The sequence below is a fragment of the Lactiplantibacillus garii genome (assembly GCF_003885105.1).
Lineage (GTDB): Bacteria > Bacillota > Bacilli > Lactobacillales > Lactobacillaceae > Lactiplantibacillus > Lactiplantibacillus garii.
Map to the genome: position 1 here is coordinate 20,764 of NZ_QWZQ01000021.1, position 24,385 is coordinate 45,148.

The following is a 24,385-nucleotide window of genomic DNA, read 5'->3' on the forward strand; positions in this document are numbered from 1 at the left end:
GGTACCACTATTTTGATGCCACTATTCTTACTTACGCGGTTTGGCCTAAGTGCCGTTTTTGTGGTGCGACCTTGACCGCCGCGGCGTCTTCGTCCTTAAATCCGAATAACCAGGTTAAAGTGAACGAAACGATGACCGTCGCAATTGATGCGATCCAGAAACCCCAGAAACTAAAGTCCAGTCCCTTCGGGTTCACGAAGGACGTCGCCCCAATAAAGGCGCCGGTAAAGCCCCACATGTTGACCCGCATCAGACCAGTCAGAAAACCACCGACCGCGGCCCCAATACTGGCCGTTACGAACGCGCGACCGTACTTCAAGTTGATCCCGTACATCGCTGGTTCGGTAACCCCACAAAAGGCGGAAATCGTCGCTGGCCAGGCTAATTCTTGAATGTTAGCTAATTTTGATTTTAAGGCAATTGCTAAAACGGCGCCCCCCTGTGCAACCATCGTTGCGGAAACGATGGCGTTCAAGTAACTGTGTCCGGTCGTGGCAATGTCGTTGGCAACGATTGGGATAATCGCCCAATGCAGTCCAAAGATAACGAGTACTTGGTAAAAAGCCCCGATAATCAGGCCCGAAATGGCGGGACTCAGATTGTAAACGGCCACGATACCGTTGGCTAAGGCCGTTGACAGTACCGTAATGATTGGGCCTAAGAAGAGCAGAATGGCACCCGAAATAATTACAACTTCAAATAATGGCACAAAAATCATGCGTAAAACCGTTGGAATGACGCGTTTAAGCCACGGTTCCAACTTACTAGCCAGCCAAGCACCGGCAATCATTGGAAAAATTGAGTACGTGTAAGACGCCACGTGGACCGGTAAACCAAAGAAATCGGCGTTAATAGTCATCCCGAATAACGTACTCAGCGTTTTACCGTTAGCCGCGATGGCAACGATCGACGGGTACGCCAACACGCCCCCAACGATTCCCATGATAACGGGATCAGCACCTAACTTTTTACCAGCCGTGAACCCAACGAAGATTGGCAGGAAGTAAAAGACTGAATCACTCATCGCGTTGATAATGACGTAAGTTGAAGCGGTCGTATTGACTAATTTAAAGGTAATCAAGACGGCCAGGATCCCTTTTAGAATCCCCGAGGCGGCTAACAACCCGATAACCGGAATCATTGAACCGGTAATGACCCCAATTAAATTACTGAAGCCCCACTTGATCAACCCCCAGGTCGTATCCGGACGATTGGCAGCCGCGTTAGTTTCCGCGACGGCCTTCGCCGTTTCGGCATCGTTTGAAAATTCGGGGCCAATTTGCTTGATCACCGCGTCGTATACGTCGGTAACGGCCGGGCCAATCACAACTTGGTACTGGCCCCCAGCCTTCGCAATGTCGATGACCCCCTTCAAGTTCGCCACCACCTCGTCGTTAGCTTTACTTTCATCCTTTAAATAAAAGCGTAACCGGGTAATACAGTGAATTAAGCTATTAATATTTTCAACCCCGCCCACGTTTTCAACGATATCGGCGGCTAATTGGTCGTACTTACCCGCTTTAGGCAACCGACCCTGGCGCTTGGCGTTGAAGGTGTTGGCGTTTAAACGTCCCGTAGCGGCCACGCTTCCGGCCGTCTGGTCACCAGTCGTCACGTCCAGGTGGTCCAGCTTATCGCTTGAATTAGTGACCGCTAAGACTACCGTGGTCTGTTTATTGGCCGCGGTAATCTGTTCTAGATCCATGGTCGCAATAACGTCGCCGGCTTGAACTTCATCGTCAGCCTGGACGTTAAGGGTAAAGGGTTGCCCCTTTAAATCGACCGTATCAATGCCCAAGTGAACCAGCACTTCTAAATGATTATCGGGAGTCGTAAAACCAAGGGCGTGCTTAGTGGCCGCCACCATCGTGACCTTCCCGCTAACGGGCGCCACGATTTGACCGTTAGTCGGCTGGATGCCGAAACCCAACCCCATCATCCCCGCTGAAAAGACGGGATCCTTAACGTTTTTCAACGGCATAACGTTACCACTGACGGGTGTTAAAATTTGAACCGTTTGTGCGTGTACCATGTTTATTCCTCCATTCTTAACCTAACTCGCGTGACAAAACAACTGATTGGTACGGCTTTAAGACCATGGCCGCTTGGACGGTCACGTCGTCATAATTTGATAGTAAAACGTGCGCGTTGACCATTTCAGCCGGGATCGTGACCGTCGTGGCGTTGGGATAAAAGTTATTTAAAACGAGTAATTGCTGCTTTCCCAGTGTCCGCCAGTAACCAAAGACTTGGTCATCGTCCAACCGCCACGTCCGGTATGCGCCGTCGGCAACGACCGGGACCGTTTTGCGCAGGCGGATCAACGTCTGGTAATAGTTAAACAGTTCACCGTGAGCCAGTTCAGCTTCAACGTTGATTTTCGTCTGATTGGTGGGCCGTAACCATGGGCGGCCCGTCGTAAAGCCCGCGTTCGCACTCGCATCCCACTGCATCGGGGTCCGTGAATTATCCCGGGCCTTCGTTTTAACGATCGTAAAGGCGTCGGTGCGACTGTAACCACTTCGAACGAGGGCCCGGTAAGCGTTTAAGGCTTCCACGTCCACGTAATCCGCCATCGCTTGATAATCAGGGTCAGTCATTCCGATTTCCTCCCCCATGTAAATAAACGGGGTCCCGCGCATCAAATGAATGACCGTTGCCAGCATTTCCGCCGATTTGATCCGGTACTGACCGGCATCGCCAAAGCGGTTGATGGCCCGCGGCTGGTCGTGATTATTCCAAAACAGGGCTTGCCAGCCATTACCGGCGTCCATCCCCGTTGCCCAATCATCTAGTAACCGTTTCAGACGGGGAAAATCAAACGGCATTCGCGACCACTTGCGCCCATCCACGTAGTCGGTTTTTAGGTGGTGAAAGTTAAAAACCATGGACAGTTCGTGGTTGTCGGGATTGGTGTACCCCACACTATTGGCAATCGTCGTGGAAGACATTTCGCCGACCGTAACACTGTTCGCGTCCCGACCAAAACTCGCGGCGTTGAGTTCTTTCAAGTAGTCTTGAACAACCGGCGTGTCGGTGTACAACCGTTTGGATTCGGTACCCGCGGGTGCGTCAACGAGTTGCTCGGCTTTCCCGGTCACGTTAATCACGTCGAACCGAAATCCGGTCACGCCCTTTCCCCGCCAAAAATTCACGACGTCGGCGCAGGCCGCCCGGACTTCCGGGTTATGCCAATCTAGGTCCGCCTGCGTTTTATCGTAAAGGTGCAGGTAGTACTGGTCCGTATCACCAAACCGCGACCACGCCGGCCCGCCAAACTTGGATTCCCAATTCGTGGGTAGACTACCGTCGGCCTGCGCCGGTCGGAGGTAGTAGAACCGTTGATACTTTTGATCTCCGGCCAGGGCCTTTTGGAACCACGCGTGTTGCGTGGACGTGTGGTTGAGCACCATGTCCAACATGGTCCCGATTCCCACCGCTTTTAACTTAGCCACTAGCTCTTCAAAATCGGCCATCGTTCCAAACGTTGGGTCGACCCGGTAATAGTCGGCAATGTCGTAACCGTTATCATTTTGCGGTGACACGAAAAAAGGATTAAACCAAATCATGTCAACGTTTAACTTTTGGAGGTACGGAATCTTTTGAATAATTCCCCGTAGGTCCCCAATACCATCCCCATCGCTATCGTAAAAGGACTTCGGGTAAATTTGATAGATCACCTGTTGTGATAGTTTCATCGTTATTCTCCACTCTCTTATAGTTTATAAAGGGTTATGCTGGCGGCGGGCGAAGTCGCGGAAGCGGAACTTATCGGCCCGGTGCCGCGACTCCGTGAATTGAAAGGCCCGGGCATCCGTCAAACTGGTCACGCTGCGGACGACTGCCATGTAGGCGCCGTCGTCTAAGTGCAACTGCTGGCGGTCCTCAGCGTTAGCCGGTTCCATCGTAATTTCCTTCGTCGCGTACCCAATTTCTAATTCCAATTCATCTTCAAAGTAGGCGTATAGTGAATCCTCCGCCGCCCGTTTAGGAACTTCGGGCACGACCGTTTTCAAAATATAATCCTTATCGATAATATCCGGTTCATCATCAATGACCCGAACCCGTTTTATAACTGTCACCGGCGCCTCCGTCAGATCCACGCCAAGGGACGCGAAGGCCGCTACTGGCAGCGTTCCGTTCGGCTCATAGTCGTAGACCACGTTTTTAGTAGTAATGTGCAGCTTTTGTGCCAATTCCTTATAACTCACGATTCCCGACACCGGAAATTCATACTGTCGGTGTTCGATCACCAGTGAGCCCTTACCCCGAATCTTCTGAATATAGCCGTTTTCAGCTAAAGCAGCGAGGGCTTTCCGCCCCGTTTCCCGGGAAATCCCGTAAAGTTCACAGAGTTGGTTCTCACTTGGCAAGTACGTTCCCAGTTTGTAAACTTCCCCATCGATCTTTTGCATTAAATCGTCATAAACCAGCGCTGATTTATTGACCATGACCACCGCTCCTTCCTGTTACCGTTTTCATTTATGAATATAAACTTGTTTAGACAAGTTGTCAAACGTTTAATTTATTAATTTAACAATCGTTGATATATCAGCGATAAATCAGTATTATCAGCTTGTATAAGTTGCCTAGACAAGCTGTCTATTCTGTCTAGACAAGCAAAAAAAGAGTGCTCCCGGCAAATCCCGGAAACACCCTTCGTTGTTAATAATTAATGATTTAATCCTAGTGCTTGATCGTCAGTCGCCGCATCCTTAGCTGCCGCTTGTTCTTGCGCGATTAAGCGGGCCCGTTCGTGCTTGTTATACCAAGGCGAAACGGTGAAGGCTAAAATATCGTTAATCAAGTAGATCGAGCTGTTAATGAACATGGCTAAAGTGGCGGAACCTTGGCGGAACGAAATGAACCAGAGCACCATTTGAGCCAAGCCGGAAGCCACCCACCAGAAGTACTGGTTGTTGTAACGGAGGAAGCAGATCACCCCAGCCGTTAAGCAGATGGCAAAACTAATCGCGTCCACCCACGGCCGCGGATCGTCGGTCAAGGCACTAATCAAGTAGCCCGAAATTCCGTAAACAACCAACGTTGAAACGATTGCCACGATCCAGGTCCGACCAGTAAACTTGCGAATCTTAGAAACCATGTTAACGTTCCAACCAGCACTCAGTAGTACCGGAATGTCCAACGTCACAACGTAGGCTAACTGTTCGCCAATGCTAAGGTAGTTCTTAGCCGAAAAACCGACCACAATGAAGCAAGCGGCGGAAATTAAGCCTAGCCAGCCGTTGACCGATTTGGCCGCGTTAATGGCCAAAACACAAAGAACCCCCAACGTGGTCCCAATAAATGTTAGAATGGATAACGTCGTGATTGGGGCGTTAACCAGGGTCATCACCTGGCAGCCCAGGCTAAAGAAGAATAAGTAGTAGTTCTGTTGTGGCCAACCTTTCAATTGGTGTGATAAGAATTTTAAATAATTACTCAAAATCATGCTCCTCTTTCCGTTTATCTTATGGTGCGGTTGTTGGTGTCCAGTTGGCCAACTGATCACGTTATACTACCATATGTAGTAATCTCGTTCGAAACAACACTATATATTGTATCATTATCTTTGCTGATGAAAAGTCCTAAATTGTAAATTAGCAAACGGTTGTAAGCAACCAATCCGGATTAAGCCCGTTGGACGGGTCTTTTTAAGCCGGAAATTTTTTTGCGTTTTTTTCCGGTAACGTTTTCGCTAATTTCAGAACTAATTTTAGTTTTCATTCCCCGCAACTCCCAGGTTGCACCGAACAATGCGTTTTGTCGGATATTAACCGTTGCTGTATACTAGGGATGGACATTATTTACCTACAATTTATTTAATTTTTTTGGAGGATCACATGATAACTCTTAAATCAGATCGAGAAATTAAGGGGATGCAAGAAGCCGGCGACATCATGGTCGGCCTCTTCCACGCCTTGGAAGATTACATCAAACCGGGAATCACAACTTGGGACGTTGATCACTACGCTTACGAATACATCACCGCCCACGACGCCACTCCCGGCGAATTAAACTTTGAAGGTTACAAGTACTCAACTTGTGTCAGTGTCAACGACATGATTTGTCACGGTTGCCCTAGCAAAGACATTTTAATTAAGGACGGCGACTTATTGAAAGTCGACACCGTTATTAACTACCACGGCTACTTAAGCGACTCCTGCCACGCCTTCGTTGCCGGGACCCCGTCACCCGAAGTTAAGAAACTCATGGACGTGACGTTAAAGGCCCTCTACCTCGGGATTGACCAGGCCGTCGTTGGTAACCGGATCGGTGACATCGGCTGGGCCATCCAAAACTACGCTGAAAACGAAATGGGTTACGGCGTCGTTCGTGAATACATCGGTCACGGCATTGGACCGACGATGCACGAAAAGCCCGACGTTCCCCACTACGGTGAAGCGGGTCACGGGACCCGTCTTAAAGCTGGTATGACCATCACCATCGAACCAATGGTCAACATTGGCGACTGGCGTTCTGGTGAAACCGCCGATGACGGCTGGACCGTTCGGACACTCGATGGCAGCTTAAGTTGCCAATACGAACACACCTTAGTCGTTACCGACGACGGTCCCAAGATCTTGTCATCGTTTGACAATGATTTTGATGCGAAGTACCTCTGGAAAAAATAATAATTAACATCAAAAGAGGCTGTGACTTTTGTCACAGCCTCGCTTTTATCTCCGAATAATTATTATCGAAACATGCGCTAAAAGTCAGCTAACCGACTTTTGGCACACTCCGTTTTTGATTAACAACATATTAGGACTTTATAGATGGAACTATTTAACAAACTTGGCAGCAAATTCACTAAATTGCTTACCAGCACCCGCTAGGAAGGACTGGGTACCTTCATTGGTAATGTGGCCATTTTCGTCGGCTAACTTGTCGGTGTTGCCAATGTATAATTCGGGCTGTTGCATCGTTGGCATGTCTAAAAATACCAATGATTGACGTAAAACGTGGTGAGCTAACACACCGGCGATACCAGAGATTGATTGGGAAGCAACTAGCGCTGGTTTTCCACCCCAAACACTTTGACCCCAAGGACGAGAAGCCACGTCCAAAGCGTTCTTCAAAGCGGCTGGAATGCTCCGGTTATGTTCCGGCGTAACGAAGATGAAGGCGTCTTGGGCTGCCACGGCGTTTCGGAACTCCGTATATTCAACCGGTGAATCTTCATCATAGTCCTGATTGTAAAGTGGCAACTTGGCAATGTCTAAATACGTTACTTCGGCGTCCGCTGGTAGTCCGGCAACGATTGCGTCGGCCACCCCTTTAGAATAAGAATTTTTACGAATAGAGCCTACGATTACACCATATTTTGTCATATTTTTGAACAGTCCTTTCAATTCAATTTAACTTACTAATAGTAAGTATATCAATAAACAGTTAAAGTGCAATTATTTAGACTTCCCCTTTTAAAAAAATGGAAATTAGCAGCCGCTAATTCCCATTGCACCACGTTTATGGCATCTCTAAAAAGTCTTGATAATCATTTTCAACCCGTTTAACGTAAGCTTCGGCCCAATTAGCCATCGCTTCGTCAAACTTAGCGGAACTACCCACGTAGCCCCGAATCATGGCCGCCGTCGGACTCTGGGCATGGGCCTGCGCCAAGATCATGGCGCAGGTGCGCGCGTACGCCGAAAACTGGCCCCAATCCAAGGTTGGAATATCAATGGATTCCTTCATATCCCTGAACTGACGAACGTAGAAACTCTTATCGGCCATCTGAAAGTAACCTAAAAACACGTCCGAAGTCGCTTGTAAAATTCGCTGTGAACTCACGATCCGTTGACCTTCTGAAAGCTCTAAGGCGGCGGTTAACGCCTGGCGGGACTGGCTACCAACTTTTCTAGTTGGTAGGGCTTCTTTAATTTGCAAAACCATGTGACTACCATCCGTACTCGTCAACAACACTAGGTAGCACAAGGAGCCAAAACTCCCGACCCCGACGCTGTGTCGAATAATGTCGGTCACTTCGTATTGTGATAGCAGCAGCGCTACGTCGGTCCGAACGTTTAATAAATACTCTTGAATGCCGTGTTTTAAGCCGCGGTAAGTCTTTTTATCAACGTGTACGGACCGGGGCGCGTTATCTTTAAACTGACGCTCGCCCCGGCTATTCGTCCACGTAAACTTGCGAACGACCTGTTCTGAATTCCGTTTTTGGGCCTTTTTAACGAGATCGGCAATGAAATTGGCCGTATCATCCGGTTCACCGCCGAAATTTAACACCGCCTGCACTTCGTTGTCCCGGTAAAAACGGTCCAACGTTGTTTGGTCAAACATCCGTTTAATGGCTTCACGATAGCTGGCACTCGCCGCTTGAACCAGCTTATCAATCTTCTTAGGCTTAAAATCCGAATCCCGCGCGGCTAAAATAATACTAACCAACAACCGCCGCAGATCCCATTCCCACGGGTGAATTCCAGCTTCATCAAAGTCGTTTAAATCAAAAACTAGGCGCCGTTCCGGTGACGCGTAAAAACCAAAGTTCCCTAAGTGGGCGTCACCACAAACCACGGCGGGAATCCCCGTTGATTTTTGATAATCTAAATCATAGTCCATCAGTTCCACGGAGCCCCGGAAAAAGGCGAACGCGGAAGCGGACATCCGTTCACGCCGCAAGGGTAAGAGTTCCGGCACTAACATTGCCCGTACGTGTTTCAAGTATTCCGCCGCGTTACGCTTAACCGGCGTAAACGTTCCGAGCTGTTCAAACGACGTGGTTTGGCGCCGGGCCTTACCCAGCGCAATTAATTCGGCAACCGTGTGGTGTTGACGAATGTGTGTTAAATCCAGTGGTGGCATGTTGTATCAATCCCTTTTGTTTTAAACTGCCTCCATTATAACGATTTATCCCATTAAAACGAAAGGATTCACTAATCAAATCGTTACAAATGTCACTAGTATTTAACAACCGCTAACGGGTACAATAACAACCAGACTTTTATCATACAGGAGATTTTCATGCAAAACTTAAATTTAACCAACCTCATTTTTGCCGCTTTCGTCCTAGTCTGGATCGTTCGTCGTCAACTGGCTCCCAAAGTGATCCGCTTTAAAGGCAAGGTTTACGTGGTCATTATTCTGGTTGGCCTGCTTACGATCAGCGACGCTTTTACTAAGCAGCACCTCACCATCCAGCCCGGCCAAGCCGTTCTTTTTGGTGGGGCCAGTCTGCTAAGCGCGGTCGTATTTGGCGGATTGCGCGCCTGGTCCTACCGCTTTTGGGTCAACGACGACGGTCTCGTCATGCGGCAAGGTAACTGGCTGACCCTGACCTTCTGGATCATTAGCATAACCGGTCATTTGCTGGCAGACCGATTATGGACCGGTAGCTCGGTAACCATCACACTTTATTTAGGTCTCACCCTACTCATCCAACGTGGTGGAGTTTGGTGGCTCGCACACCGAGCTTACCCACAGGCACTCCGGGCTAATGAAGTCGCTCAAGCGCGCCATTCCGCGAAAAACAAATAGTTTTGGTTGACGCACTCATCGAATTCACCTACAATTTAAGCAACATAGGCGGAAGCGCTTACTTAAATTGAGGGGGTCACAGATTATGGCAAATTCAGAAAAAACTTTAGTTCTTGTAAAACCCGACGGCGTTGCTGAAGGGCACATTGGCGACATTATTACTCGTATTGAACAAAAAGGTTATCAAATTTCCGCCCTGAAAGTGATCAAAGCTACACCCGAGCAGCTTCAAGCTCACTACAGCGAGAAGCTCGAAAAACCTTACTTTAAAGAAATTGAAACGTACATGATGGAGGGTCCGTTAGTCGCCATTATCGTTAGCGGGACTAGTGTCGTCAAAGCCATTCACCACCTGGCTGGTAATACCCGTCCGTCCGACGCCCAACCCGGCACTATCCGGGGAGATTACGCCCACGATTATCCGGACGGAATTTTACGAAACATCATCCACACAGCCGATAGCCGGGAAAACGCCCACCACGAAATTGCCATCTGGTTCCCAGAACTGGCCGTTTCTTCCCGAAAGCCCTTAACTGAAACTAGCATTTAATTCTTAGCAATCCCCGGCCAGTCCGGGGATTTTTTGTTTGGCAATTGAACAAAGCTAACCCGTAAGGTCACGCAACTAACCCGCCTAAAATGTCAGAATTTTCGCACAAACGGACCTTGCCCAGTATGCTTGAACTAATCGATAAAGGTTGGGGGGACTTTTAATGAACTTAGTAGTAGGACCATATTTACGTCGGCAACATACCGCGAGCACGCCTAAATTTTCAATGTACGCCGCGTTAAAACGAATCGATGAATGTCTCCAATTGATCAAACGTACGGGGATGATTGGTTTAACGGATTCGACGGCAACGCTGGGGTTAAACTTGACCCACTTAATGGGGTCAAACGTCGTAGTTACTAACGACCAACGCAGTTTTAATATTATCGTTCAGGATCGGGAAGAAACGTTTACTTTGACCGGATGCATTATTCAAGATACTTTTCATAACATTATGAACCCGTTAGAACCCGGCTATTTAATTTCACTGAATCGCCAATTAATTGCCAACAGCGATGACTTAATTGAAACGATTTATAACCGCCTCTAACAAACTGATTTTCAGCAGCCACTTTGATAACATTGCCACGAAAAAAGCATAAATTACTCCGTTTATGATGTGAGTAATTTATGCTTTTTGAAATTTTATTCCGCAGACTTTATTTGCCCGTAGCAATGGTCCACAAATTACGAGGTTAGCGACTGCTCGGCCGAAACGGGCGCCACTTGCGGTACGCGTAACACCTCTTGCGGAATCTGTAATTGTTTTTTTACGGGATCACGTTGTTCGTCCCGGCGTTCCAGTGCCTGATTCACCACGTAGACCCGCGGTTTTGGTTGGTGCTTGGACGTTTGTACGGATTCAAAAATTAACGCCGCCCCAAAGGCCACAATCCCTAAACGTAATAGCCAAACTAGTCTTTTCATAAAAGCGTCCTCCCCCTGAACGATTTAATGTTCATTTTAATGTACCACGACATCCCCATTTATACCGCTAGAACCGCGCCATTTTCATTATTAATAACTTTTCCGTTCTAACCACGCCCCGTACGCGAATTAGTTTTCATGAAAACTTAGTAGACTTTAATTTGACACAAGCTAATATTTATTAACAATATAAGTTTTAAAATAAAAAAACGTCCCGTTAAGGACGCCTAACTTAGTTGGCCGTTGCGACTTCGGCTAATTTCTGATCAAGGTACTTCTTCAGGGCCGCCTGCGGATGGAAACCAACGACCTTTTCAGCGGGTTGGCCGTTCTTAAAGATCACTAAGGCCGGAATACTCATAATTTGAAAACGTTCAGCGATGGCCTTGTTTTGATCAACGTCCACCGATGCAAATTTTATTTGGCCATCGTAATCCTCATCCAGCGCCTCTAAAGCCGGCGTCTGCATTTTACAGGGACCACACCAATCCGCCCAAAAATCAACCACCGTTAGGGCCGTCCCGTCCGCCACCGTTTCAAAAGTAGTGCTATCGACTGGTTCAATCATGATGCTTCATTCCCCACTTCACTTAGTTTTACGTCTTATCATAGCATGTTTTAGTGAATTTACCGGCCTAAATGTTTGACCCCTAGTCACTAATCCAACGCAAAACGGTACCCGTTCAGTCGCAAATTCGATATAATAGCGTTATAGAAACGATATTAACGAAAAGGAGACCTTTACCATGACTGAACCAACCGCAACGCCCGACCAAGCAACCAAACTAGTGGCCTCCGTTGCTGCCCAGCAGCTCGGCATTAAAGCCGTCACCCTGCGAAAATACAGCACCCTCGTTGAAAAACAATTAGCCGACGAGACCCGTTTTCGAACCGCTGATAATAGTCACCGGCTCTACAGTCCCGCCGACTTAGAAACGTTTAAAGCCGCCATCGCCTTAACGGAACGGGGCGTTACCCTCGCCAACGCCCTAGAACAAACCTTTGACCCGCACAGCCATCCAGTCGCACCGGCACCAAAACAACCGACACCGGCTAGTGCTCCGGAACCCACAACAAAGGCTGTCACCACTCAATCGGAGGGACCGAGTAACGCCGAGCTTGCCAAACAACAGGCAATCATTATTCGGCGCCTCGATTCACTGAATTACCGGCTTAACCTCGTACTGGACCGCTTGGACGACCAGGCTAAGCAACAAGCTGCTAAACCGTGGTGGCAATTTTGGACTAAGTAGCCCCGTTTTTTATAAAAATAAAGTACCGAATCACTATGGCGGTTTGTGATTCGGTACTTTATTTTAATTTACTTTATTTAACGGCAGCTAGGTGCTTTTCGTAAGCCGCCTTAATTTCTTTGATCAAGTCTTCATCCTTCAAACCAGTGGTTTCACGGATAACTTGTTCAATTGGTTCGTCCTTCAACATGGCTTGTAACTTAACGCTTTCACTATCGTTTGGATAGTTGAAGAAGAACATTTCACCGGCAGTGTCCACTAGGGAACTGTAGTCACGGCCACGTTCCTTCAATTCGCGAATTGGGCGGATGAAGCGTTCGTCATAACCAAGCTTCCGGATCGGTGTCCGGCCAACCCGTTCGATATCATCTGAGATATATGGGTTTTCAAACCGGCTCAAAATCTTCTTTTGGTAAGCGTGGTGTACTTCGGGATCAAAGCCCCACTTTTGAATCAGCAGGTCCCCGGTTTCACCTAAGACGCGCTTAGCTTGGTCAACCACGCTATCGTCCTTAACGGCTTCACCAATGGTCTTGTAACCCTTGATGTTCCCAGTGTAAGCAACGGTTGCGTGACCAGTGTTAACGGAGAATAATTTGCGTTCAATGTATGGTTCCAAGTCGTCCGCGTAGTCGACACCCTTTAATTGAATCTTCGGGTTCTTCATTTGAGACTTGTCGATCACCCATTCCTTGAATGGTTCAACGGAAACAAACAGGGGATCGTCGTGTTTTTGCAGTGGAACGATCCGGTCAACGGCGGCGTTTGGGAAGCCGGCGTTTTCGTTGGCCCAAGCTTGTTCGCTGTCATCTAAGGATTCGTAAACGGACTTCTTTAATGATTGGCTCCCACCGATCATGTTTTCGCACGCAATAATGTCAATTGGAGTCGTATTATTGTTAGCATGCCGTAACTTTAACCCGTCGGCAATTAGTGGCGCGATGAACTTCAAGATCTTTGGTCCAATCGCGGTCGTAACCATATCAGCTTTGGCAATTTCTTCAGCAACCGCTTTAGGATCTTTGCCGTTGTTAATGCCCTTTACATCGTGAACTTCAATATGCTTTTGGCCTTCTGCAGCCAATTCAATGGTGTAGCCATTGCGTTTATTTAATTCATCAATCAAAGTTTCGTTAACATCAACGAAAGTGATCTTAAAGCCGTTGTCAGCCAAGGTTTCGCCAATGAAGCCCCGACCAATATTACCTGCGCCAAAATGTACGTCTAACATTCTAATCAACTTCCTTTAATAGATTTATGATTTCATCTTCAGATTGAGCGTCCGCTAACTTGGCAACGTTGGCAACGTCGCTGCAGTATATGGCAATCTGAGACAAGAGGTTCAAGTGTTCACCGTTCAACCCAGCAATGCCGAAGATCACCGTAACGGTTTTATCATCGTCGTTGTTGCCCGGGTCGCCCCAGCTCACACCCATTGGTACTTGGACCACGGAAATCCCGGTCTTTTTAATGTGTTTCATGCCATCTTCAGTACCATGGGGGATGGCAATGAAATTACCCATATAAACGGAGACATCTTTATTACGCGCTTGCATCGCGTCAATGTATTCCGGCTCGACACAGCCGCCATCGACCAATAGTTGACCGGCTAAGCGGATGCCTTCTTCTTGCGTGGCCACTTGTTGGTTCAACGCAATCATTTTTTTATCTAAAGCTTCCATTCTATTCACCTACTCTATTTCGTTAGTTCGTTTAAAAAGGCTTTGCTAATTAACTGATATAGTTGTTGGCGATCACCGGTCATAAAAGTCTGGGTATTATCCACACTTTCGATGACTAACGCACTCAACTTACCCATTAAGCGATTTTCAAAATCGCTAATGTTCTCGGGACCGAGCATCAACACGATTCGTTGAAGTCGAATCTCACTTTGATCCATGCTTTTAAAGGTGATCGGCTGATCCAGTTCAAAGATGGCACAATACGGTGCGGTGACCTGTTGACTTAACGTGTGAACTAGTGCCAGGTTGGTGTTGGGGATACCAACCGGCGCCCGACTCAAACGGTGTAACAATCGCCCAGCGACTTCTAGGGGGTCATGAATCAAATTTGAATCAATGTGTTTGGTGATCTTAACTAAGGTCTCCGCCACGGTTTCACGGTCATTTCTAATGGGGGTGATCGTGAAACGATCCAAAATTTGTTTGGCGATTGTCATTCGCTGATACACGGTATCGAAATCTAGGCTGGTCGTTGAATCGTCAACGACTGGTGAATCAACCTCCAGTGTACTTGGATAGTACTGGTGGATGTATTCACGCAACGCACTGACTTCGTTTTCAAGTAACAACGGGCTCACCACGCGGTAGTTCAACTTAAAACCGGGGAGCGTGGTCGTCGAGAGAATCATGTCAAAATCTTGTAAGTTGATCTGACCAAGGTTCCCGATCCGGGCGACCTCGATGGTGGTAATCTCCGGAACTAGGCGTGCCAAACGGGTCTTCAAGATCCGGGCGGTCGTCATTCCGTTAGGACAGAGTACCAACACCTTTAAAGCTTGGTGACTCAACTGTTGTTCATAGGTACTGGCAAAATGAATCAACAAGTACGTTAACTCATCCGCCTTAAAATCTTGATCCGGGAAGGTGCTGGCAAAGCCCCGCACCACCGCCGAATACAACTTAGGGTACTGTTCACGCACTTCCTGGAGTTCCGGACTCGGTGGTACCGGTCCGTTTACACCGTTGCGCTGTAAAGCAATCTGCATGTGCGCCGTCAAATTATTCAGTAAGCGGTCATCGGTTCCAAACGACCAGTTAAAGTTATGGGCAACCGCGTCAATGAACTTTTTGACTTGGTAAGTCAGCTGTAAGTCGTAGTTTGATAACGAAGCGTCCTGATCGATTCGGAAGGTCAATCCCTTGATCTGCTGAGCTAGAAAATCAATTTCTGCTCCGGTAATCTCGGTTTTAACTTCCGCCGGTAACTGCGTCATGATTGCTAAGGCAATCCGCTGGTACTTCAAGAAGTCGTCACGGTTAATGCCCCGTAAATACGTGACCCGTTTGCCACTATCCAAGCGCATCACACCGGTCGTTAAGGTGATGATCAACTGTTGCAGCTGACCATCCGGAACCGATGAGAAGTACTTTTTCTTTAGATCACGGACGGCGTGGTAACAAACTAACAACGTCGCGGCATCCAGCAAGTTCAAGAAGTACGACTGTTCATCAATGGCGGAGACCGCCAATCCGCGGTTCAATTTGCCAATCGTTTTGAAGAACTCATAATCATTGATTTCGTTATTCAAAATGGTGGCAAACAGGTTGCGGACGTTGCCCTCAGTCCCCGCGACTTGGATGCCCCGGGATTTAAGGCGTTCAATGGATAAATCGTAATCATCAAACGGCGTTGCCAGCGCGGTGAGGTCGTTTGAGATGGTCGCCACGCTAACGTCGAAGTCCAACGCCAACTCCTTCAACTTCATCGACCGGTCCGACATAAGGATCCGACAAGCTAGCGCGTTTTGACGCGTTTGCGAGTCAAACGCCGGTGCAATTTCGTGACCAGCCGTTAATTGTTCTTTGAAGGCAGCCAACGCCGGTTGCGAACCAGTCAACTGAAAATGGTGACTTTCATTAACAATTTTTAGACCCGCGTTTTGTAGCACCAGTTCTAAATTGCTGAACTCCCGGTAAATCGTGCGCCGGCTACTACTGAGACCGGTTTCAATCTGACCCATCGAAAGACCGTTGGGAGTTGCTAATAATAACTGTAATAATTCGTCTTGACGCTGCGTGAACTTAACCATGGTGCCACCTCATATAATAACGGTATTTATATTGATTTATTTCAATTCCGATACCATCTTATCATACTTAGGTGAGCTCAAAAGATCATCGGTTACTAGGATCTGGACTTGTGTGTAGCGGGTCCGTAAGTTCTTAGCAGCTTCTGGACTTGAGACCACTAACAGGCTGTTTGTATCACTTAATTCATCAATACCTAAGTTCTTAACATCAATTTGCTTATTAGCTTTCTTCAAACGATCCTTCATTAAGGAAGTGGCCATGGTTGCCGTCCCTAAGTGATCGTCGTGGTGAACAAAGACGATTTCGTTAACGATGCTCAAATCTAAGTCAGCGGGTAATTCATCCGAGTGATCATCGGTCGCAACCGGTGCTTCTGAAGCTGGTGCCGGTTCATCACTAACTTGATCACGGGCCTTTAAGTTAACGACAACTTGGTCGTACTTAGGACTGCTTAAGAAGTTATCAACGGCTAACCGAAGGGCGTGTGGTGCTTTTTGTGCGGCCCGGTCGGCCAATTCGTTTTGCGTAATGACTAATAATCCTGGTTCGTCTTTCAAATTACTGATGGCCGTGTTAGTTACGGACATGTTGATACCGGCCTTCTTAACCTTGTCACGCAGTAAGGAAGCACCCATTGCGGATGAACCCATCCCGGCGTCACAAGCAAAGATGATGTGGTCAACGTCTTTATATGACGCAATCACGTCGGAAGCTTCGGCGTCACTGACTTCAACGGTCGCGCCACCGTTCTTCATGTTGCTCATTTGACCTTGAGCAGCAGCTAAATCGGCAGTAGCACCAGACTTGTCACGCTTCAAGACAATCGCAGCAACAATGAAGGAAGCTAAGGTTGCTAACGTTACCCCTAAAATCAAACCTAAGTAGTTTGAAACGGAACGTGGTGACATCACGAATAGCATGATGATTGAACCAGGTGATGGGGTTGATTTGAGGCCGACGTTTAACAAACTAAACGTTGCGGTACCGGTAACCCCACCGGCAATAACGGCTAAGAACAATGCCGGCTTCATTAAAACGTATGGGAAGTAAATTTCGTGAATCCCACCGAAGAAATGAATAATCATGGCACTTGGAGCGGAAGCTTTCGCGGTACCCTTACCGAATAAGGCGAAGGCTAACAGGATCCCAAGACCTGGACCTGGATCCGGTTCCAGTAAGAACAGGATCGACTTCCCAGCACTGGCAGCGGCTTGAATCCCAAGTGGTGTCAAAATACCTTGGTTAATCGCGTTATTTAAGAACAAGATCTTAGCAGGCTCAATAAAGACGTTTGCTAATGGTAATAGCTGCATCTTGATGATCCAGTTAACACCAGCGGCCATGGCCGCACTCGCACCCCCGACCAATGGGCCGATGGCGAAGTAACCGAGGATGGCTAACAGCATCCCCATAATCCCAGCGGAGAAGTTATTAACTAACATTTCAAAACCACTGTGAACTTTATCAGAAATGGCATCGTCCCATTTCTTAATTGCCCAACCACCTAAAGGACCCATAATCATGGCCCCAATAAACATTGGGATGGTCGAACCAACAATCACACCCATCGTAGCGATCGCACCAACGACCCCACCACGGTGACCGGCAATCATATTCCCGCCGGTAAACGCTATCAATAATGGCAATAAGTAGTGGACCATCGGTTGAATCATCTTAGCCAAATCGGCATTTGGGAACCAGCCGCCGGCCATGAAGATGGCGGTGATTAGCCCCCAAGCGATGAAGGCACCGATGTTCGGCATAACCATGTTACTCAGGGCACTCCCGAATTTTTGAACGCGGGCCTTCACTCCGACTTTCTTTTTTGCAGCGGGAGCGGTTGGCGTTGCGTTCGTATTTACATTTTCACTCATCTTGTAAAGCTCCTTCCTTTTTCTTAACGTCTCTATCATATCGGGGATAGAAAACGGTTTCAAGAAGTTCTAGGCAGACCCGTGGCACGTAAAGTTGTGCCAAAATTAAACTCACCAATTCACAATTGGCAAAGTTGGCACACTTTTGGTAGTTGCCGTTATATCAAGGATAGCAATCATTATCATCGGTTTGTTAACTCAATTATGATTGTGTTTTCACAAGTGATTTTCGTGAAAGCCGCCCGTTAACGACTATTATTTTTCAAGCATTCTTCGGCGTCGCCCATTAATTTAGTTCCACCAACCATTTTCAATTTCCCTTTTATCCGTTGAAATTCGTTTTCAGACTCCTATACTGGAATTAACTAAGGGGGAATAACTAATGAAGAAAGATTCTGATTGTACTGAAATATTAGTCGGGAAAGCCGCCAGCATGGACGGTTCCACGATTGTTGCCCGTAACGAAGACGGTTACGGTCCAATCAACCCGATCAAGTTCGTGGTCCACGAAGCTAAGGACCAGACCAACGCTACTTACAAATCCGTTACGACCGGGGTAACGGTCCCACTTCCCGACCACGCTTACCGTTACACGGCAACCCCACAGGCCGACCAAAGCGATGGTCAGTATGAAGAGGCCGGAATTAACGAATTAAACGTCGGCATGAGTGCCACTGAAACAACCGCTACTAACGCCCGGGTACTAGGTTACGATCCGTTAGTTCACGACGGGGTTGATGAAGAAGCCATGGTCACCCTCGTTTTGCCTTACATCAAAAGTGCTAAGGAAGGTGTCCAACGTTTAGGCGCCCTGCTTGAAAAATACGGGACCGGCGAAAGTAACAGTATTGCTTTCAACGATCAAAATGATATTTGGATTCTCGAAACAGCCGGTGGCCACCACTGGGGCGCCGTCCGGGTTCCCGATGATACCTACGCCATCGTGCCGAATCAAACCGTCGTTCAAGAAATGGACCTCAGCGACTCTGATAACTTCCTCGGCGCAACCGACTTAACCGAATTCGTTGAAAAGAACCATTTGAACCCGAATCCGGGCCACTTTAACTTCCGTGAAATTTTTGGGACCCACAGTGAAGCCGACGCTTACTACAACACGCCCCGGACCTGGTACGGTCAAAAGTTGTTTAACCCTGAAATTGAACAACAACCAACCGATCAAGACATGCCAATGTTCCGGCAACCAAGCAAAAAGTTAGCAATCGAAGACGTGCAGTTTTTCCTATCTTCACACTATAACGGTACCCCGTACGACCCGTTTGGGACCTTCGCTTCCGGTAACGAGCGTGAACAAAAACGTTACCGTTCAATCGCCATGGATCGTAACCAGTGTTCCTCCATCTTGCAGATTCGAAACGACGTACCGAACGAACAAGCCGCCATTCAATGGGTTGCAATGGGCTTCTTCGCCTACGCTCCGTACGTACCGTTCTTTACCAACGTTAACGACACGCCCCGTGATTACCAAAACACAACGGATAAGGTTGACGTCAATAACGTTTACTGGTTATCCAAGACGCTGTCCGTTCTGATTGAACCGCACTGGCACGAATTTGCGGAAGCCGTTAACGCCTACCGGGACGGTTGCCAATCTTACGCCCGCGGTCAAGTTGCTAAAGCCGACACCACCATCAACGGTGACGCCACCGCCTTTTTGACCCGTGCAAACGCTGAAACCGCTGGCGAGATTTCTAAACGGACCCACGAGCTATTTGATCAACTCGTTAAACACGGCCTGCTACTCTCAAGAACAACGTGGGAAAAGGGACAAAACCTTTAAAAAGCAAAAAAATTGACTACCGTCACTGGTAGCCAATTTTTTTGGTTGTTTTAGTCCACAAGTATCATTACACTGGCCGGGCTAGGTGTCATAAGGAACCAAACCATGCCAATGACAATCATTGCCAATCCAATTCCCGCAATAATCATCAGTTGCGGTTGACGCCTTCGAATACCGATGCCCCCGATAGCAATCAGTGCCACGATCAATACAAGTAGTACGCCCGTTATCCCGATATTTTCCACCCCGATTTTTTAAACTAACCTTAGTTTAGCGTTGCTGGTCGGTCCCCCGCAAGTCCGTACCCAACAATTTACCATTAATTATAGTTAGCCACCGGTTACTTAAATTATTTAGGCCGATTTAATTAGAGCTTTCTTCAATACCGATAAGCGCTATACTTATTACGTTATTTATATTTGGAGGGGATCACATGCACAAACTTGTTAAAGAAATCGTTGTCACCACCACCCTACTAGGTGCCGGCATCGTGGGGCTAAATCAACAGTCCTTAACTGCTCAGGCGGCCGTTAAAACTCATAAATTAACTAGTTTACCCAAGAAGTTTCGGGGGACTTGGTACACCAATTACAAGGGAAAAACTAGTAAATTTAAGGTTAGTGCAAAACGCTTTGGACGCTCAAAATACCGCGCTAAACGCGACCCCAACAGTTACGTTGCCGTTAGTGAATTAACTTTTACACCGTTTCAAGTAAAAGGTGCCCACGCAAATACTTTATATCTCATGCACGGTGAAGGTTCCGAATTACTGCGCCAGACCACGATCAAGCACCAAAAAGCTTTGATTTCATATAATCAAGAAGAACATTATTCAGAATTCACTATCTTCACCAAATCAAAAAAGAGTTCGGTTCAAAAATTTTGGTCAGACTCTAATCCATATGGAAACATTCCATATACCGTTAAATACGCTAAAAAGCAACGTTCTTCTTACAATAAAATCAATAAATCCATTAAAAAATATTTTGGAAAAGCAGTGACCAAACACGTCGTTCGGGGCGGAAAACAAGTCCATCACGTAAAAATCACTTATTACAGTCCCGTTAAACGTATTTGGAATTCCAAATAGCCTAAAAATCGTCCGGCACCCACTTAACTGGTTGCCGGACGATTTTCGGTTTAAAGCTTAAATTTTAGAATTTTAGTCTAGTATTTTTTGCTTAACTTGCTTGCAGCCGCTTCGTCAATAATAACGGTAACGTCTGGGTGGTTTTGCAAAATACTTGCTGGTAAGTCAACGGTGTCAGGACCTTCGATCATACCCTTAACAGCGTCAGCCTTGTTTTCGCCAAAGGCTTCGAGCAATAAGTGCTTGCTCTTCATGATGGAAGCTAAGCCCATTGAGAAGGCTTGCTTAGGAACATCATTTTCGCTGGCGAAGAAGCGTGAGTTGGCTTCGATAGTTGATTCCGTTAAGTTAACCACGTGAGTTGTCACGTCGCGGGAAGTCCCTGGTTCGTTAAAACCAATGTGACCATTCCGGCCAAGGCCTAAAATTTGTAAGTCAATTGGGTGTTCGTCGATAATCTTGTCATAACGTTTAACTTCGGCTTCTGGATCAGCAGCTAAACCGTTTGGTAAGAATGATTCTTTAAATGGTTTTTTATCAAATAAGTTTGATTGCATAAAGTACTTGTAACTTTGTTCGTTGCTTGGCTTAATACCAACGTATTCATCTAAGTTAATGGATGTGCAGTTACTGAAATCTAAATCACTGTTGACGATTTCTTTGTAAGTTGTAACGGGTGTCGAACCAGTTGCCAACCCAAATACTTTAGCCCCATTGTCCAAGGCATCCTTAAATACTTTGTATCCTTCTTTGCCGCCGGCAGCTTGATCCTTTACTACGATAACTTTCATAATTAACTGACTCCCTCTTTGTTTGGTATAGTCCAATTGTATATTGGTCTAGACTAAAATTCAAGGGGTTTGCCTCAAATAATTGATTTTTATTTGGGACCGTTCTCATTTGCGTCTCATTCAGCTTTGACTTAATAACAAATAAATTGTATTTTCCTATTATTTTGCCTATACTTAACTTGTTCGTAACTCCGTAGAGCGTGAGAAACTCTACGACTAGCCAAGGCCTGGAAAGCTATTGGCTATTTTTTTACGCTCATTTCCGGTCATACCGTCTTCTCGTTGCAATTTAATCAAAAAATAAGCCCCATTGAAAATTTATTTTTAGTAACGCGTCAACTGGGCCGCCGTGGGAACGTTCACGACGTACGCTTTTTTACCAAGTTGCCCCACTAATTTTTTCATCGCGCTTAGGCTGATGGCAACGCATCCCGCGGTCGGCCACTGATTTTTAACGTGGATGAAGAATCCCGAACCGTTGGCCTTGCCCCGATTATTCATGACAACGGCAAGTTGATACTGATTATGCGGTGCTGCCTTCGTGTAATCAATCAAATGTTCATTTTTGGCGTTAGCCCAGGACCGATTTTGCCAAGTGTTGTACTGGGCGTCGTTTAGATCCTCAATCCAGTAAGTCGTCTTTTTAATTTTGCGGTACTTAAGGCCGCCCGTTTTGACTTTTCCGGCCTTTCCAAACGCAAAACTCAGGGGATAAGCCCCGATAGGAGTCGTACTACTGCCCTCTTGGGAGCGTCCAATACCGTTCGTCCCGATGCGGCTAGCCGCACTCATTTTTTTGTGCCAAACGTGTTGCTTATTTTGAGTCCATAATTGGAGCGTTGCCGTCGTCCGTCCCTTTTGAACCACCGTCACGATTTGGTTGGCCCGCTTGGCAACTTTCATATTCGTTACCCGGTTTTCAGTTGCGCTGACCGGTTTCAAATAACCTCGCCACAACCAGCCCGTCGCGTTATTACGGCTATTGCGCACCCAGTAATAGACCGTTGGCTTACCTTTTTTCATCACGGTCATTTTTTTAGTCGCCGTCCACCGCGTCTTCGGATAATTAACCAACTTATGATTAGCCTTAAATTGCCAGTGCTTTAAACTACCGTTATTGCGGTACGTTTTGGCCGTTCGACTATTGGAATAGTAAGTTTTTGCCGTTATCTTTTTAGTTTGAGTCCGCTGATAAGTTGGACTAGCCTGGGCAACGGACCAACTTCCTCCGAGTAAGCCAACTCCCGCTACTAAACTGACCATAAATTTTTCCCACTTCATGACGTTTCAATTCCCCCGTTCCGTTATTTAAGCAATAACGTTATTTATAAATAATATTACTTGATTAACTAAGTAATCGCGACCAAATCATCATTGAATTTATCCCCCAGTGCGGTAAACTATTCCCAGAAAATCAAGACAGCCGAGGTTTGATACTATGGAACCAACTTTTAATAAAATGACCCCCGCGGGTTACCACGCCATTGAGCAAGAAATCGAAGACTTGAAACAACAACGTCCCCACCGCATTAAGGTCTTAGCGGCCGCAGCGGCCTTAGGCGACCGTTCAGAAAACGCCGAGTACACGAATGCCAAGCGGGACCTTGGACGCTTAGAGAGCCGCCTACGCTTTCTCAATAAACAACTCCAATACGCTCAAATAGTTGAACCGGCCGACAACGATAAGCTTGATATTGGTAAGTTTGTGACCGTTGAATTCATGGACGACCACGATCAACTGACCTATCAGCTCGTCGGTAAGCAGGAAGCTAACTTAGAGGAAAATAAAATTTCCTTCACCTCCCCCATCGGTAAGGCACTCGCCAACCACGGCGTTAACGACGTCGTGACCGTCAGCGCGCCCAACGGTGACTACCAAGTTAAGATCATCGCCGTTAAACGAAACTAAAAAAGTGCGTCAATCACCCTCAACTTATCGTGAGTGATCGACGCACTTTGACGTTTATTCTATACTATTTTAATTCCATTAAAATTCTTGATAAACCGCGGGGTCCTGGTTCTTTAGCCGGCCATCCGCGGAACTCATCCCATTAATGGTAGCCATGTCGTCCGCATTAATTTCAAAATCAAAAATATCTTGATTACCAAGTTGGCGCTTAGGCGTGGAAGACTTAGGAATCGGTAAGGTGCCGAGCTGAACTTCCCACCGTAAGATCAATTGACCAACGTTTTTTTGATAACGCGCCGCGATGGCTTTAAGGGTAGGATTCTGTAACATTTCACTGGCCCGGCCAAGCGGACTCCAATCCTGCGTTAGGATTCCGTGAGCCTGATCGTATTCCCGCTGAGTCTGCTGGTTAAAGTACGGGTGAAGTTCCACCTGATTAATAACGGGCAGGACCCCGGTTTCCTTTTCCAAGCGGTCCAAGTGTTCCGGCAGAAAGTTGGAAACGCCAATCGAACGTACGAGACCTAACTTTTGGGCGTCAATTAACGCTTGCCAAGCTTCAACGTAGTGGTCCTCCTTGGGGTTGGGCCAGTGGATCAAATACAAATCATAGTAATCTAAGCCGGCCCGGTAGAGCGATTCCTGAATGGTCGCAATGGCTTCGTCGTAGGCGTGGTGCCGACCGGGAAGCTTCGAGGAAACGATCAATTCGGAACGTGGTACGGACGAGCGCCGAATCGCTTCACCAACGGCACCTTCATTTTCATAGTTAAAAGCCGTATCCAATAAGCGGTAACCACGGTCAATCGCTGAATCAATAACTTGAACACCGTGGGCCCCATTCAACTTGTAAGTCCCGAACCCCACCTTAGGAACGGTTAGCCCGTCCCGTAACGTATAACTTTCCAAAAAAATCACTCCTTAAATT

General features: G+C 47.1%; 23 protein-coding genes. 8 read left to right on the forward strand and 15 right to left on the reverse strand.

Features of this window, described 5'->3' with window-relative positions:
* Window positions 1-31: 31 nt before the first annotated feature.
* The 4 genes from D1831_RS07555 to pnuC all read right to left on the reverse strand — a co-directional run bounded on the left by D1831_RS07555 (window position 32) and on the right by pnuC (window position 5,452).
* Window positions 32-2,032, reverse strand: coding sequence for a glucose PTS transporter subunit IIA (locus D1831_RS07555; RefSeq protein WP_125072327.1), 2,001 nt, complete (start codon window positions 2,030-2,032; stop codon window positions 32-34).
* 16 nt (window positions 2,033-2,048) lie between these two features.
* Entirely contained in the window at window positions 2,049-3,698 is a 1,650-nt protein-coding gene (gene treC, locus D1831_RS07560) for an alpha,alpha-phosphotrehalase (protein ID WP_125072328.1), read from the reverse strand.
* 24 nt (window positions 3,699-3,722) lie between these two features.
* The gene (gene treR / locus D1831_RS07565) at window positions 3,723-4,451 is read right to left on the reverse strand and encodes a trehalose operon repressor (protein WP_125072329.1); all 729 of its coding nucleotides are present in this window, start codon (window positions 4,449-4,451) and stop codon (window positions 3,723-3,725) included.
* Window positions 4,452-4,672: 221 nt separating this feature from the next.
* Complete coding sequence (gene pnuC / locus D1831_RS07570; protein ID WP_125072330.1) at window positions 4,673-5,452, reverse strand: nicotinamide riboside transporter PnuC; 780 nt, start codon at window positions 5,450-5,452, stop codon at window positions 4,673-4,675.
* 391 nt (window positions 5,453-5,843) lie between these two features.
* Here pnuC and map point away from each other — a divergent pair, with 391 nt between their 5' ends.
* The gene (gene map, locus D1831_RS07575) at window positions 5,844-6,635 is read left to right on the forward strand and encodes a type I methionyl aminopeptidase (RefSeq protein ID WP_125072331.1); all 792 of its coding nucleotides are present in this window, start codon (window positions 5,844-5,846) and stop codon (window positions 6,633-6,635) included.
* A 150-nt stretch (window positions 6,636-6,785) separates the two neighbouring features.
* Here map and D1831_RS07580 read toward each other — a convergent pair whose 3' ends face one another.
* The gene (locus D1831_RS07580; protein WP_125072332.1) at window positions 6,786-7,334 is read right to left on the reverse strand and encodes an NADPH-dependent FMN reductase; all 549 of its coding nucleotides are present in this window, start codon (window positions 7,332-7,334) and stop codon (window positions 6,786-6,788) included.
* Window positions 7,335-7,470: 136 nt separating this feature from the next.
* Window positions 7,471-8,820 (reverse strand): DUF2252 domain-containing protein, encoded by a 1,350-nt coding sequence (locus D1831_RS07585; RefSeq protein ID WP_125072333.1) that lies wholly within the window; start codon window positions 8,818-8,820, stop codon window positions 7,471-7,473.
* 159 nt (window positions 8,821-8,979) lie between these two features.
* On the opposite strand from D1831_RS07585, the gene D1831_RS07590 reads away from it, so the two are divergent.
* From D1831_RS07590 to D1831_RS07600, 3 genes are all read left to right on the forward strand, one after another.
* Complete coding sequence (locus D1831_RS07590) at window positions 8,980-9,492, forward strand: hypothetical protein (protein ID WP_125072334.1); 513 nt, start codon at window positions 8,980-8,982, stop codon at window positions 9,490-9,492.
* A gap of 85 nt (window positions 9,493-9,577) precedes the next feature.
* Window positions 9,578-10,042, forward strand: coding sequence for a nucleoside-diphosphate kinase (ndk, locus tag D1831_RS07595; RefSeq protein WP_125072335.1), 465 nt, complete (start codon window positions 9,578-9,580; stop codon window positions 10,040-10,042).
* A gap of 163 nt (window positions 10,043-10,205) precedes the next feature.
* On the forward strand, window positions 10,206-10,592 hold the full coding sequence (locus tag D1831_RS07600) for a hypothetical protein (RefSeq protein WP_125072336.1): 387 nt from the start codon (window positions 10,206-10,208) through the stop codon (window positions 10,590-10,592).
* 137 nt (window positions 10,593-10,729) lie between these two features.
* Here the strand turns inward: D1831_RS07600 and D1831_RS07605 are convergent, their stop codons facing one another.
* Entirely contained in the window at window positions 10,730-10,969 is a 240-nt protein-coding gene (locus D1831_RS07605; protein WP_125072337.1) for a hypothetical protein, read from the reverse strand.
* A gap of 232 nt (window positions 10,970-11,201) precedes the next feature.
* Window positions 11,202-11,537, reverse strand: coding sequence for a thioredoxin (gene trxA, locus D1831_RS07610; protein WP_125072338.1), 336 nt, complete (start codon window positions 11,535-11,537; stop codon window positions 11,202-11,204).
* A gap of 178 nt (window positions 11,538-11,715) precedes the next feature.
* Here trxA and D1831_RS07615 point away from each other — a divergent pair, with 178 nt between their 5' ends.
* The gene (locus tag D1831_RS07615) at window positions 11,716-12,222 is read left to right on the forward strand and encodes a MerR family transcriptional regulator (protein WP_125072339.1); all 507 of its coding nucleotides are present in this window, start codon (window positions 11,716-11,718) and stop codon (window positions 12,220-12,222) included.
* A gap of 73 nt (window positions 12,223-12,295) precedes the next feature.
* Here the strand turns inward: D1831_RS07615 and D1831_RS07620 are convergent, their stop codons facing one another.
* The 4 genes from D1831_RS07620 to D1831_RS07635 are packed head-to-tail and all read right to left on the reverse strand — an operon-like array spanning window position 12,296 to window position 17,869.
* Entirely contained in the window at window positions 12,296-13,453 is a 1,158-nt protein-coding gene (locus D1831_RS07620; RefSeq protein WP_125072340.1) for a mannitol-1-phosphate 5-dehydrogenase, read from the reverse strand.
* 1 nt (window position 13,454) lies between these two features.
* Window positions 13,455-13,904, reverse strand: a complete 450-nt coding sequence (locus D1831_RS07625) for a PTS sugar transporter subunit IIA (protein ID WP_057706266.1) — start codon at window positions 13,902-13,904, stop codon at window positions 13,455-13,457.
* 14 nt (window positions 13,905-13,918) lie between these two features.
* On the reverse strand, window positions 13,919-15,994 hold the full coding sequence (locus D1831_RS07630) for a BglG family transcription antiterminator (RefSeq protein ID WP_125072341.1): 2,076 nt from the start codon (window positions 15,992-15,994) through the stop codon (window positions 13,919-13,921).
* A 36-nt stretch (window positions 15,995-16,030) separates the two neighbouring features.
* The gene (locus D1831_RS07635; RefSeq protein WP_125072342.1) at window positions 16,031-17,869 is read right to left on the reverse strand and encodes a PTS mannitol-specific transporter subunit IIBC; all 1,839 of its coding nucleotides are present in this window, start codon (window positions 17,867-17,869) and stop codon (window positions 16,031-16,033) included.
* Window positions 17,870-18,251: 382 nt separating this feature from the next.
* Here D1831_RS07635 and D1831_RS07640 point away from each other — a divergent pair, with 382 nt between their 5' ends.
* Together D1831_RS07640 and D1831_RS07645 are read left to right on the forward strand one after the other, a co-directional pair.
* The gene (locus tag D1831_RS07640) at window positions 18,252-19,667 is read left to right on the forward strand and encodes a C69 family dipeptidase (protein WP_125072343.1); all 1,416 of its coding nucleotides are present in this window, start codon (window positions 18,252-18,254) and stop codon (window positions 19,665-19,667) included.
* 433 nt (window positions 19,668-20,100) lie between these two features.
* Window positions 20,101-20,757 carry a hypothetical protein gene (locus D1831_RS07645; RefSeq protein ID WP_125072344.1) on the forward strand — a complete coding sequence of 219 codons (657 nt, stop codon included), beginning with the start codon at window positions 20,101-20,103 and terminating at the stop codon, window positions 20,755-20,757.
* 77 nt (window positions 20,758-20,834) lie between these two features.
* On the opposite strand, the gene D1831_RS07650 is transcribed toward D1831_RS07645, so the two are convergent.
* Together D1831_RS07650 and D1831_RS07655 are read right to left on the reverse strand one after the other, a co-directional pair.
* Window positions 20,835-21,548: a glucosamine-6-phosphate deaminase gene (locus D1831_RS07650; RefSeq protein WP_125072345.1), complete on the reverse strand. Its 714-nt coding sequence runs from the start codon at window positions 21,546-21,548 to the stop codon at window positions 20,835-20,837.
* 324 nt (window positions 21,549-21,872) lie between these two features.
* Window positions 21,873-22,829, reverse strand: a complete 957-nt coding sequence (locus D1831_RS07655; protein WP_125072346.1) for a L,D-transpeptidase family protein — start codon at window positions 22,827-22,829, stop codon at window positions 21,873-21,875.
* A 157-nt stretch (window positions 22,830-22,986) separates the two neighbouring features.
* On the opposite strand from D1831_RS07655, the gene greA reads away from it, so the two are divergent.
* Window positions 22,987-23,457 (forward strand): transcription elongation factor GreA, encoded by a 471-nt coding sequence (gene greA, locus D1831_RS07660; protein ID WP_125072347.1) that lies wholly within the window; start codon window positions 22,987-22,989, stop codon window positions 23,455-23,457.
* 78 nt (window positions 23,458-23,535) lie between these two features.
* Here greA and D1831_RS07665 read toward each other — a convergent pair whose 3' ends face one another.
* A complete protein-coding gene (locus D1831_RS07665; protein WP_125072348.1) occupies window positions 23,536-24,366 on the reverse strand; it encodes an aldo/keto reductase in 831 nt (276 codons plus the stop codon).
* Between the last annotated feature and the right edge of the window lie 19 nt (window positions 24,367-24,385).